The following is a 13,723-nucleotide window of genomic DNA, read 5'->3' on the forward strand; positions in this document are numbered from 1 at the left end:
CCGATAAACATCCATTGGTATCTTGAGCAATAATGGTGTGTGCTCCTGCTGCTACATCCGTAAATGGTGTAGATTGAAATGCTCCAGCTCCATCTAATTGATACGTATATGGACCATTTCCTCCTGTCGCACTCGGCTCAATTGTAGCACCAGTTGCCGGGTTACAAGTTACTTCTTTCGTAATTGTTCCGCCTGCAACTACAACCGTAGGCTCACTTAATGTTTCTGTACCCAACGACACATCACATGTATCTCCGTTTACAGTTGCACGAATACGGACATCGTAACTTCCTGCTGTTAAACCTGTTGCTGTAACTGGACTACTCATATTTCCAGTAACCCAAGTAGTTCCTCCATCAATACTATAGTCAAATGAAGTTCCAAAATTACTTGCAGTTATCTCTATAGCTCCATCACTTCCTCCATTACAGGTAATGTTGGTAGGATTTGTACTTCCTAATAATTCTCTTCCTGCTTCAACAACAAAAGAAACATCAACAATACAACTTCTCCTATATTCTACAGTTATTGTATGAGATCCAACTGATAAATCAGGAAAGCTATTAGTTCCGTTAAATGGTCCACCATCTAAAGAATATGTATAACTTCCGTTAACAGGAGATAATGTTACATCTGCTGTTCCATCACAATTATAAATTAAAGTAGGTGTTATTGTAGGTTCATTTGGTAAAGGATCTACTACTAATGGATCAGGTAAGCTATACATACAACCATTTGAATCTCTTATCACTAGATTGTATGTACCTGGGGTGGCCGTATTTAATACCCCAGAAGATTGAAAAGTAACACCTCCATCAAAACTATAATTATAACTTGGTGTACCACCAGATTCATTACTAAAAACAATTCTTGCAGGATGACTACAATTAAATTCTCTATCTATCGATGCTTCAGCAAATAAAGGATCTGGTGTTGTTATATCAACTGGTCCAACACTATAACTACATGAAAAACCACCTTTTGTCGCTCTTACATCTATAGTGTAAGAACCACTTCCTAATCCTGTAAAAGTATTAGAAGGATCGAATGACGTTCCTCCATCAATACTATACTCCAAGGAATATCCTATCAAACCAGGAGGCGTCACAGTATTTACAGTAATACTACCATCTGTATCTCCATCACATAAAGGGTTTGTTACACTTGTCGTAAATTGTAAAGGCTCTTCAAGAACTACGGTAACAGCACTAGAAACTTGAGAACAGTTATTATCATCAACAACTATGAACTCATAAGTACCTTCCTCTCCGCTAGCAATACTAAAACTTGTAGTTGAAACAAAATCACTAGAAGCAATATCTGAAACATTAGTATATGATATAGCGGTTTTTGTAGCTGTAGCAGCAGGTGTATATGACCAAACTGCATATGTATAAGGCGTCGTTCCTCCGGAAGCACTTAAATCTATAATACCATCGGTACAATTGATATCTTTTGTAACAACAGCAGTTAAACTCAAAGGATCTGGCACAACAAACGCTGCAGTATCTTCTGAAAAACTACATTCCGCTGTGGTTACCTGAACCGTATATACTCCAGCACCTGTAACTGGAAAGTCTCGAGAAGTATCAGCAGTAGGTCCGAAACTACTTACTAATGAGGCTCCATTTAAAATCGTATATGTGTATGGCCCTGGTATTGCGCTGTTAATCTGAACATTAATGTTCCCAGAATCTCCTGCACAAAGAATAGGACTTGTTGTAACATCGACATCAATATCGATAGAATTTACTGAATAACCTGGATAAGGATAAACACAAGAAGTTGCATCATTCTTAATATAAACATCATAATTTCCAGCAGTTGTAATTGAAAAAACATTAGATGTTTGATATGATGAATCTGGAGGTGTTGGTCCTCCAGCGGTTACAATAGCATATTCATAACCAGAAGGCACGTTATTTATTGTTATACTTCCAGCATTACCACAAATAATATCGTCTGTTACAATAGTAGGTGTGATAGTCGCTTTAAAGACATTAAAGTAATAACGTTCGAAACAACCTCCTGACTCTGTTACCTCTAAACGATATTGACCTGCCTCTGAAAAACTCCTTGTCGTGGCATTAACGTCTGTAGCCACATCCTCCCAACAAGCTGCAGTTTGATTTGGACAGCTAGGATCTGGATCTGGACTACAACTTGAACTTAATTGTTGCCATCGTACGGTAGTTGGAGAAATAACTCCAGTTATAATTTCTCTAAAATCAGTATCTCCACAAAGGTATATTTCTACTAATTCTGTTCCATCATTTGGACAAGTCCTAATATTATCACCAAAAGCAGCGATAGGATTAGTACCTGTTCCGAAAGGACCAACGACAAACGTTTCATCCGAACTTACACAAGCTGCTGGCACCCCTGATGGATTAACTTTCGTTACTGTATAAGTACCTGTACTTGTTACAGTAAGAGTAGGATCAGTACCAACAACTACACCATTTTCATCTCTCCATTCATAAGAGGCAAATCCTGATCCAGGAATTAACTCAAGTGACGGACCACATAATGTTACATTTTGAACAAAGCTACATCCACTTGTATCAACTAAGAAATTTGATGTTCCAGCAATACCATAATCACAGGCATCAATACCAGAAACACTTGGCTCATTATTTACACTAACTCCTCCTTCAACTCCATCATACCTAGCAAAAGCTTGATTTTCAATAACATTAGAACAAACATCTCTTAGCTCATTACAATCTGACACTACTTGAACATGCAGACGAATATTGTGTATTGATCCTCCTTCTTCTACCAAACTATCAGGAATAGTAAACTCTAGTTCTCCTTGGAAACCGTTAGCTAAAGCTGGTGGATCATAAGTATAAGTTACACCTGACGGAACTGTAATATCCGCAGGAATTAAATCAACATTTTTAGGAAGTCTATCGGTTATTACCGTATTAGTTGCATCATCTGTACCAACATTCTGGAAACTTATATTGTACCACAAATCACTACCTAAACCAACCGGCGTTCCTGCGATATCGTTTCCTGCTCCGTCATCAATAGTCTTCACTAGTTGAATATCTGGCTCAATAATTTCAATTGCCATTCCAATTAAGAAAGGCCAGTAAACATCTCCCGCTGTTGTAAACCTTGCATCTAAACTAGTTTGATTATTCGCAATTACTGTATTTGAAGGGTTACTTAAATCAAACAAATCTATATCAAAACCTAAAGTATTTTCACTATCAGGATTTCTGGTAGTTACAAAATTATCATACTGTGTTATACTACCATTAAAGAAGTTATTAGCTGGGTTTGTATTAGTAGTAGAAATATCATTGTAAGTACCTGAAGTATCTTCTACCTGAAAACTATCTCCAGAAATATATGTATCACCTTCAAGTGTTGCAGTAAGAAATTGTGTTCTTACTGGTCCTGAAGGAATAGTTGTAAAACCAGAGAAACTAATATCTGCATTATTCGTTCCATCGACAGTAGAAAACCCATCGAAAACAGAAATATTTTTACTTGATTGCGTTGAATCTTCATAAATTACAACAAGCACCCAACCTGCCGATCCTCCTAAACCATTACTCGAGTCCCATCCGGTTGTTGCTCTAATATTTGCTGCGTAATAATCTCCATTAGGATCACTCAGGGCTTGTACATCTGTAGTAACATCTTTATAACAAACATATGGTCTTTGTGTAGCTATACCATTATCATATATAACTTCATCAGCAGTAATATCTTGGTAACCTTGTCCTGGTAACCTAAATTTTATATCTCTGTAATCTCCTTCTCTTGAACCCGCATCTTCCCATGTATCATATGGGTAAACTCCAGCCCAATATAAACCTGCGTAAATAACTCTAGAACAGTTTGGAAGAGCTAACGTCGATTTTGACGATGAAAATGTAGTACCATTCTCTGAAATACCTTCAATATCATCAATATCAATATAATCCATAAAAAAGTTACCATTATTGATAAAAAAGTAACTTCCACTAAAATCTATTACTAAATCTGAGTCGTATGGATCATCTGGTGTAATTGAAGTATTGACATCTCCACCAATAGTATTAGTATTCGGATTGTAGTAATTAAAATCATAAAAAGAATTATCGGTATCTCTATTTAAAATATTATTACCTACAAAAGTAATATTTCCTTGAACATTGACACCTCCTGTTGCTAATCTTTGTGTAAAAGCAACATCTGGTTTTTTTAATAAGGACCTGTCAACACTTTCTTTATATGCCTTAGACTTAAAACTACTGTTCGGTGGTATTTTATCCAACACTTTCTTCCTGCTATCAACTTGTGAAAATGAGAGCACAGTGTGTAAAACAAATACTATTAGGGTAAGTAATTTTTTATTCATTTTTGGGGATTTGAATATTATATTATAACGCTCATTTAATATATAAAAAGAATTTAACAAAACCAAGCTAAAAAAACACTAAACATATGTTTATCAATTACTTAATTTGATAAATACTTTTTCTATCATAATATTTACCGTTAAAGTTATTATTATATAATCTTATCGCTTCTTTTCTATCATCCGTTTTAAGGATGTAAACATGTCTGTATCCTGTCTCAGGATTTATGAAAAAGTCGGCATCAATACCATCATTTTCTAACTCATCTAAAAACTTATCTGCGTAAGGCTTTTTAGAGAAAGCATTTACAACGATATAATAACCTGCAGGAATCTCTCCCGTTGGGTTTTTCATTGTACGAACACGAGCTGGTGGCTGAGATTTTGGCTCAGTAATCGTTTCACCCTGAGCACCTAAAGTAATCCTCATTACATAAACCCTATCAGAACCAGTTTTCTTCTTAATACCTAAGTCATTATTCGCCTCTTCGCCTTCTACTCCTTTTTTAACAGCCCCATTAATTTCATCCTTCTGTTTTTCAGCATCTTCTTCTTTAGCATGTCTATCAATATAAACCACATATACATCGAATTTAGGATCTCTAACGTATCGAGCTTTGTACTTATTTTTCTTATTTCTATTATACTTTCGCACTTCTGCCTTTGCTCTTGACAATGATTTAAATTGCTCAATAGCTGTATAATACATTGTTCCTGCACCACCACCTGTTCTCGTCACAGTTCTTTGCCTCCAAGGCTTAGCTGTACTTCTTGGTAATGATTGATCTCTTGCTTCTTTCGGTTTTTCAACAGGAACCTCTCTAATAATTTCAGTTGTTTTCGGTTGATTTTTAACTAATCGTAACAATTCATCAACCTTTTTATGTAAACTATTTATAGAATCCTGAGCAACTTTTAACTCATCAGATAAATCGTTATGTTCAGGATCATCGTATTCATTCCTTTTCGTATCAAGAATCTCTGGTTCTTCGTCTTCTGGAAGAATAATATCAACTTTCGGTGTTCTATTTGAAACACCTCTTCCTCTATTTCTACCAAATCGATATAAAATACCTACCTCATTTGTTCCTCCTAAATTATCTTGTTTTTCATATGAAAAACCAATTCCAAGATTTTTAGTAAGATTTATTCCAAAACCTGCATTTAATCCAAATATTTTATCATAACCGACTTTTACCCAACCAGCTTTTGGTAATTCTAAAAGCATATTTCCAGAATAAGAAAAATCACCTTTTAGTTTTCTTGCAATACCTAAACCTCTTATCGACATATTTTGAAGCAAGCCACTTGTATTATCGAACCTATATGTATAAGCCGCATGAGCTGAAATTGTTTTATCTCCGAAATCGGTAACAAATTCGCTCGACTTTAAATTAAAATCTCCTAAGTTCTCAAAAAACAGACCTACATCTAAGTCTCCAAAAGACATTGTTGCAGCAGGTTGAAAAACAACCACTGGCTTATCTTGATAATTATTTATTAAAGGATCGTCGCCATTAGATAGCACTCTTGGGTTGTCTAAACTTCTTCGGCTGTAGAAGAAATTGAAACCAAATGTTAATTTCTTATCTCCTCCTAATTTAAGTTGATATGCGTAATTAGCAACAGCTCCAAAGTCTTTAAAAACACCTATTTCTTGTTGAAAAACTGCAATTCCTCCTCCTACATTTCTTCGCATTCTTCCTGAATAACTTAAAATATGCAAACGAGCAGCATCTTGAAACTCAATATTAGCACTTCTTGAAATTGCTTCAATTGTTGCTGTTTCTCTATGTAAAATTGAAAAAGTCGGCACCGTCATGAAGTTATTAAACTGCATAAAACTTCTTGACGAAAATCCATTATACTCATCTTCATTAATACTTACCTGAGACAGGCCAGTAAAATGAATAAATGCAAATAATACAAATAAAGTAATGTTTTTAACCATATAAATTATTGTAATACTGAAATGGTTCCCGCTTTAACTAGACTATTATCTTTAATAACCTTAAAGTAGAATAACATCCCATCTTTTAAATTATTGTCCTCTGGCCAATTATTTTGATAATCGGTTGTATTAAGGACTTGTTCCCCCCTTGAATTAAATATGATAACCTGAACATTTGGCTGAAAAGCAAATCTGTTCGGTAGTTCCCATCGATCATTAACACCATCACCATTAAACGGTGTAATTATATTAGGTATAATCAACATTCCATCATCCTCAATAACATTCACATCTCGCTGCGCATTACAACCTCCTACTGTACCTATAACAGTGTAGGTACCTAAAACTCCTACGTCTAAAGTTTCGTTTGTTGATAATAAATTTCCAGCTTCATCATACCATTCATAAGAATCAGCTCCACTTGCTGTCAAAGTAATAGTACCTCCAGTAGGTAAGACTGCATTAGTAGAAGGACTAACTTCTAAAACACTATCATCAAACTCGACAATTTCAATTTCGGTAACATTTATTTGACAACCAAAACCATCTAAAGTCACACTATAAGTTCCAATTTCAGAAACCTCAACGTTTAGAGGGTCTACTACAGTCATTGCAGCTCCATCCTGAAACCATGTATAAGTATAACCAGGAAAATCATCAATAGTAAGAAATATTGATTCACCTGGACATAATGCATTGGATGAAGATACAATTTCAACATCCCCAACACCTAATAATAAATTAATCACATTAGAGTCAGCGGTAAGCGAACCTACTGTAACATTTAAATAATACTCACCATTATCGGTATACGAATTCACATTAAATGTTTGAGCTTCTGCTCCTGCAATCGCAACAGTATCTTTAAACCATTGTAATCTCATTATAATTGATCCACCAGAATCAGGTGCTAATAATTTATCTATTTTTTCCTGTGATAAATCATAATCATTACCGTCTGTAGCAGTAACACTTATCCCAACCATAGCCAGCTCAGTGCTTGCAGAATTACATTCTTCATAATCTGTTCCAGCTCTAATGGTTACGAACATTTCAACAACTCCTAGAACAATACGTGTATCAGAATTAATTGAGACTGGGCAATCACCCGAAGATTCTGTTACTACAGCATAATATTCTCCTGGTCCTGAAACATTCAGTGTATCTCCTGACACTCCTGGTATCTCTCCTGATTCATTAAACCATTTTATATCAACAGTACCTGGAGCATCATGAGTAACATTTAACACTATTGTCTCTCCCGGAAATATAATATCTGTTGGATTACCACTAATATTAACATCAAATGAAGTATCTGATTTTTGCTGTAACGTAACATCTTGAGAACGACTTGAGCATCCTCCTATTTCTATTTCTAAATGATAAACCCCAAATTGATCTGTTGTTGGTGTCGTGTAAATAGGTAAATAGTCTGGTAAACCTGTAATTTGAACTCCGTCTTTGAACCATTTGTAGGTAAAACTTGGATCATCTATACTAGCTTGCAGATCATAAGATTGATCTGCACATAAATCCACCGTATTATCTCCCAATATTGTTAAACTTGAAGAATTAACAACTATTACATTAACTTTATTAGAAATAACGGCATCTGTACATGACCCATAATCTACTTCTGCGTAGTATTCACCCGGTTGAGTAACAGTAAGTGAAAGTCCTGTTTCGCCAACAATTTGAGAATTGTTACGATACCATTTATAACTTAAATTCGGATCAATTTCATTTAGCGTAATAGTTTCAGGATTTCCATTACATAAAGCAACATCTGTAAAGTTGTTTAATATTAATTGTTCAGAAGTAATATCATAAGCGCCAAAAGGATCAGAATCTGGACTAGTTACTGCTGGGTTTTCAGCTACAACTCTTATTCTATACCCTGAACCATAAGTACCATTCGGAACACTAAACGAACCATTAATGGGGATCAGAGGGCTAAAATTTTGATTATTCACACTCAATATCTCTACACCAGGAGAAAAATCACCATTCTCATCAGAAAGAAAAACCTTGAAAGTATTGGCTGCGTCGAAAATACCATCTCGGTACGTAAAACTAAATGTAAAATTATTGAAGCTATCAGTAGCACAAGCAGACGTGAAGTCTAAGACAGGCTTATCTATAGTTTGCCCATAAATACTAAAGCTAAGCAATAGTATTGTTAGCTTGAGAATCGGTTTTAGATTTATTTTCAAGTACTTAAACATAATAGGCGGGGACCATTAAACTAGGTGCACTATACACCTAACATACAAATATATTTATTTTTTGTTAAAAGCCTAATTAATTTAAAGCTTATTCAGTTTAAAAACACTATTGTTGTAATTAATACGTTAATTTAGCGGAGTTATTATATGTTGTTTCAAATAATGCTAAAAAAATTCACCTTAATTTCATTTTTTTTCGTTGTAACAAATACTGTAGCACAGGTTGCTGGTTCGAGTACATTTTCCTTTTTAAATACGGCTACAGATGCGCGACAAATTGCTTTGGGAGGAAAAATATTAACATTAGTTGATGATGTAGATCAACCTAAATGGAATCCTGCAGTAATCAATATCGATTTAGACCGAAAACTATCGGTTAATTACACAAGTTACTTAGCTGATATCTCAATCGGATCAATTTCATACGCACATCGTTTTAATAGGCATTCACCTACGTTTCATTCTAACATAACTTATATAAATTATGGAACTTTAATACAAGCTGATGAGCAAGGAAATGAAACTGGAACCTTTGGAGCTAGTGATGTTGCTTTATCAGCTGGATACGCATATCAAATACCAAATTCGAATATTCGAATCGGTGCTAATGCTAGGCTAATTTATTCTTCGATAGCCAATTTTTCGTCTAGTGCTTTTACTGTTGATTTTGGAGCTATTTATTATAATATTGAAAAACCTTACATATTTTCATTGGTACTTAGAAATATTGGAACCCAAATAACTACATTCAATGGAACTTCTGAAAAGATTCCTTTTGAGATTGCGATTGGAGCATCTTACATGTTAGAAAACGTTCCTTTTAGACTCTACGGAACAATAGATAATTTGCAACAATGGAACATAAGTACGGCTAACCCTTCTAACTCTATTTCTGATTTAGAAGGAAATGTAACAGAAGAAGAAATTTCAGTTTTAGATAATGCTTTCAGACACGTTATTATTGGTGCAGAACTCTTTCCTAAACGTGCTGTAAACTTACGAATTGGATATAATTTTAGAAGAGGAAAAGAATTACAAGTCCAAAATGTTAGAACTTTTGGAGGTATTTCATTTGGTTTTGGATTACGAATGAATAAAGTAAAATTAAACTACGCCTACTCCAGATATCATTCGGCATCTAACGTAAGTACTTTTGGCTTAACAATAGATTTCAATAAAGATTATAGACGAAATATTTCTACGAATTATTAACTTAATTATCTTTGCTGTTAAACTAGATTATGAGCGATAAAAAGATAATAATAGCAATTGATGGTTTCTCTTCAACTGGCAAAAGTACAATTGCGAAACAGTTGGCTAAACAACTTAATTATATTTACGTAGATACTGGAGCAATGTATAGAGCTGTTACATTGTTCGCTATGCAAAATAATTTAATTACTAAAACCGCTTTTGATAAACAAAATTTAATAAAATCGCTCCCAAAAATCCAATTGCAGTTTAAATTTAATTCTGAATTAGGATTTGCAGAAATGTATTTAAACGGTGTTAATGTTGAAAAAGAAATCAGGTCTATAGAAGTTTCTAAATTAGTTAGTAAAGTTTCTGAAATCTCTGAAGTTAGAAGAAAACTTGTTTTAGAACAGCAAGAAATGGGAAAGCATAAAGGAATCGTGATGGACGGAAGAGATATTGGAACAATTGTTTTTCCTGATGCTGAACTGAAACTTTTTATGACTGCCTCTGCCGATAAAAGAGCTACCAGACGTTATAAAGAACTATTAGATCGTGGTGACAAGGTAAACTATCAAGAAATACTTCAGAATGTTCAAGAGCGTGACCATATCGATTCTACAAGAAAAGACTCGCCTTTAATAAAAGCAGATGATGCCATAGAGTTTGATAATTCAGATATGGGGTTAAAAGAGCAATTTGAAAGAATAATGAGCCTTGTAAATGATAGACTCTAAAGACTTTCAAAAAAAAATTAAAATTGCTGCATTCATCATTTTTATGATTACAGCTTTTTTTAGTGTTGGACATCTACAATCCGATGAGCATTTTCAGGTTTTAGAGTTTGCTCAATACAAACTTGGTAAAATTTCAGCTAATGATTTACCATGGGAATTCGGAGAAAAAATGCGTCCTTCCATTCAACCATGGATTGTATATTCTTTTATAAATTTATTTGATGCAATTGGACTTAACAATCCTTTTGTAATTACACTAATATTTAGAATTTTTAGTGGAATTCTTTTGTGGTATGTAATCATTTCTTTAAATAAAATTATAATTGAGAAATACTTTAAAGTAACAAGATGGGCTAATATATTTTACGCCACTTCATTACTACTTTGGTTCATTCCTTTTACCTCAGTTCGTTTCTCATCTGAAAACATATCAGCATTATTTTTATTATTAGGATTCTTACAATTATTTCGAAAACAAACCTATGTAAGCTTCGCTATTATTGGACTATTTTGGGGATTATCATTTTTATTTAGATATCAATTAGGATTAAGCATTTTTGGAACTTATGCATTTCTACTTTTCATTCAAAGAATTCACATTTTAAAACTTGCAATAAGTGTAATTCCATTGTTTTTAATAATTAGGCTTGGAGTGTATTTAGACACTTTGTTTTATGATGAATTTACAATTGCTCCATATAACTACCTAAAAGCCAATATACTTGATGACAAAGCTTCTAACTTCGGAACTTCTCCTTTTTTCGCTTACTTATATTTATTTCTAGGAAAAGCTATTCCACCCATAAGCTTGATTCTTTTCGCTGGATTTATTTCATCATTTAAACCATTGAAAAAGAATATTTTTTTATGGTCTATAATACCGTTTATATTAATTCATTCTTTCATTGCTCATAAAGAAATCAGATTCATGTTTCCTGTAAATTACCTATTCATTTTTATGAGTGTTTACGGATTAATGAATTATTTTAAAGACAAGGAAATTAAAAACTGGCACAGTAAACTCATTAAGTTTAGCGTTTATATAAATATTCTTTTACTCGTTGTAATGGCTTTTAAACCTATGAATGGAACAGTGAAATTATTCAAATATGTGTACAATAATTTAAACAAAACTGAAACTCATTTAATAAGCACAAAACGTCCGTTATATTCAATGTTAGTTGATTTACAATCCTCTTTTTACACAGCTAAAAATATTAAAAATGAAGTTGTAAAACCTGAAGATTTAGCTCAATACTTGAGAAGCAACAATATTAAAAACTGCTATATTTTACATGAAAAATTTGATTTAGCAGAATCACTTGATGGATACTCTTTGGAAAAAGTTTATTCAGAATACCCAGAATGGATTAAGAGTTTAAAATTCATAGACTGGCAAAAGAAGCTAAGAACAAAAACTATTTATAAGCTCACAAAAAAAGAGGAATAATTTTAAATTATTCCTCTTTTCTGAAAATTTAATATCCTGTATTATGATTAAATAATTTTCAAATACGCGATTCTCAGCGATTAGAAAATTTTAGTCTATTTCGTTCGAATTAACAGAGTATCTTCTCCATTTTTCCAAACATTGCTGAATATCATCTGGAATTTCAGAATTAAACTGCATAAACTCTCCAGAAGTTGGATGCACAAATCCTAAAGTTTTTGCATGTAATGCTTGTCTAGGTAAAACCTTGAAACAATTATCTACAAACTGTTTATATTTTGTAAATGTAGTTCCTTTTAAAATTTGATCTCCACCATAACGTTCATCATTAAATAAAGTATGACCAATATATTTAAAATGTGCTCTAATTTGATGCGTTCTTCCTGTTTCCAATTTACATTCAACTAATGTCACATAAGTAAATCGTTCAACTACTCGATAATGAGTTACAGCTGGCTTTCCAAATTCTCCATCTGGAAAAACAGACATTTGCATTCTATCTTTTAAACTTCTACCAATATGTCCTTCTATCGTTCCTGAATCCTCTTCTACACTTCCCCACACCAATGCATAATACAACCGCTCTGTTGTTTTATCAAAAAACTGTTTTGATAAATGAGCCATTGCATATTCAGTTTTAGCAACTACTAATAAACCACTAGTATCTTTATCAATTCTATGAACTAAACCTGGACGTTCATTACTATTCTTAGGTAAATTTTCAATATGATGAATTAATCCATTCACTAATGTCCCTGTGTAATTTCCATGACCTGGATGCACTACCATTCCTGGTTCTTTATTAACTACAATTACATCATCATCTTCATATACAATATTTATTGGAAGATCTTCAGCTACCAATAAATTCTCATGTGGTGGATGTGTTAAAACGACTCTAACAACATCTTTTGGTTTTACTTTATAGTTTGATTTCACAGCCACGTCATTCACCAAAATATTTCCAGCTTTTGCTGCTTGTTGGATTTTATTTCGCGTAGCATTTTCAATAAAGTTCATTAAAAATTTATCTACACGCAATGGTTCTTGTCCATCCGTAGCTGTAAATCTATAATGCTCGTATAATTCAGAATTCTCTTCTTGTAAGTCGTGACTTTCCTCCTGCATTTAAATAATATTCTTAACTTCTTAAAGTTGATTTAGTTTCCTTTTCCGTCTCCCAGAATTAAATCTATCACCGATTTTTTAGGTAATTTATCTCCTAAGCCAATTTGTTTACCTTTATGTTTTAAACCTCTAACTACATCCTTACCAATATCAGGAACATAGGTAAACTTCTCTCCTACTAAAAAGCCAATTGATCTTAAATGTGTAATTGCTTGTCTCTTTGTTTTTCCATTTAAATCTGGAATGGCTACATCTTTATATTTTGATGGGTTTAATGTCAAATAAATCTTTCTCTTTTCTTTTACAAAATCTCCGGCTTCAGGATTTTGTTCAATCACTGACTTCGCAGGATAATCAGGGTTATAACTTGCACTATCTATAATAGTGTATGCTAAATTCAATTCTTCAAGTTTTCTATCAACTTCTAACAACCCCATTTTATTTAAATCTGGAACTTGAATTTTTTGATCGTGATTTGTTGTAAAACCTAACCACCATTGCAATAAGAAAACGAACAATAATAATCCAACAATGGCCAGTCCTATCTGGATAAAAAACGTTCTACTTTTCAAAAATTGAATAAACTTCATAATCTATTTTTTTGTAAGATGAGACAAATGTACATTAAAAATAATACTAAATTAAAAACAGCAGTTTTTAAAATACTTTTTTTGGTAA

The 13,723-nt window shown here is 33.2% G+C and carries 7 protein-coding genes and 1 pseudogene; 3 read left to right on the forward strand and 5 right to left on the reverse strand.

All coding sequences use genetic code 11. From position 1 onward, the window contains the following. The 3 genes and pseudogenes from ACOSP6_RS14200 to ACOSP6_RS14210 form a co-directional block, all read right to left on the reverse strand. Nucleotides 1-4,360 (reverse strand): annotated as a pseudogene (locus tag ACOSP6_RS14200) (hypothetical protein); the annotation flags it as partial. A 97-nt stretch (nt 4,361-4,457) separates the two neighbouring features. Then, nucleotides 4,458-6,311: a PorP/SprF family type IX secretion system membrane protein gene (locus ACOSP6_RS14205; RefSeq protein ID WP_422094057.1), complete on the reverse strand. Its 1,854-nt coding sequence runs from the start codon at nt 6,309-6,311 to the stop codon at nt 4,458-4,460. A 5-nt stretch (nt 6,312-6,316) separates the two neighbouring features. Further along, nucleotides 6,317-8,536 (reverse strand): gliding motility-associated C-terminal domain-containing protein, encoded by a 2,220-nt coding sequence (locus tag ACOSP6_RS14210; RefSeq protein WP_422095732.1) that lies wholly within the window; start codon nt 8,534-8,536, stop codon nt 6,317-6,319. 162 nt (nt 8,537-8,698) lie between these two features. Here ACOSP6_RS14210 and porQ point away from each other — a divergent pair, with 162 nt between their 5' ends. The 3 genes from porQ to ACOSP6_RS14225 are packed head-to-tail and all read left to right on the forward strand — an operon-like array spanning nt 8,699 to nt 11,917. After that, nucleotides 8,699-9,748 carry a type IX secretion system protein PorQ gene (porQ, locus tag ACOSP6_RS14215; RefSeq protein WP_422094055.1) on the forward strand — a complete coding sequence of 350 codons (1,050 nt, stop codon included), beginning with the start codon at nt 8,699-8,701 and terminating at the stop codon, nt 9,746-9,748. A 29-nt stretch (nt 9,749-9,777) separates the two neighbouring features. Then, nucleotides 9,778-10,467 (forward strand): (d)CMP kinase, encoded by a 690-nt coding sequence (cmk, locus tag ACOSP6_RS14220; protein ID WP_422094054.1) that lies wholly within the window; start codon nt 9,778-9,780, stop codon nt 10,465-10,467. After that, on the forward strand, nt 10,454-11,917 hold the full coding sequence (locus tag ACOSP6_RS14225; protein WP_422094053.1) for a hypothetical protein: 1,464 nt from the start codon (nt 10,454-10,456) through the stop codon (nt 11,915-11,917). The genes cmk and ACOSP6_RS14225 overlap by 14 nt, the downstream gene beginning before the upstream one ends. A gap of 90 nt (nt 11,918-12,007) precedes the next feature. On the opposite strand, the gene ACOSP6_RS14230 is transcribed toward ACOSP6_RS14225, so the two are convergent. After that, nucleotides 12,008-13,045 carry an RluA family pseudouridine synthase gene (locus tag ACOSP6_RS14230; RefSeq protein WP_422094052.1) on the reverse strand — a complete coding sequence of 346 codons (1,038 nt, stop codon included), beginning with the start codon at nt 13,043-13,045 and terminating at the stop codon, nt 12,008-12,010. 32 nt (nt 13,046-13,077) lie between these two features. Continuing rightward, entirely contained in the window at nt 13,078-13,635 is a 558-nt protein-coding gene (locus ACOSP6_RS14235) for a PASTA domain-containing protein (RefSeq protein ID WP_422094051.1), read from the reverse strand. Nucleotides 13,636-13,723: the final 88 nt, after the last annotated feature.

It is taken from the genome of Tenacibaculum sp. MEBiC06402, assembly GCF_049239625.1.
Classification (GTDB): Bacteria; Bacteroidota; Bacteroidia; order Flavobacteriales; family Flavobacteriaceae; genus Polaribacter.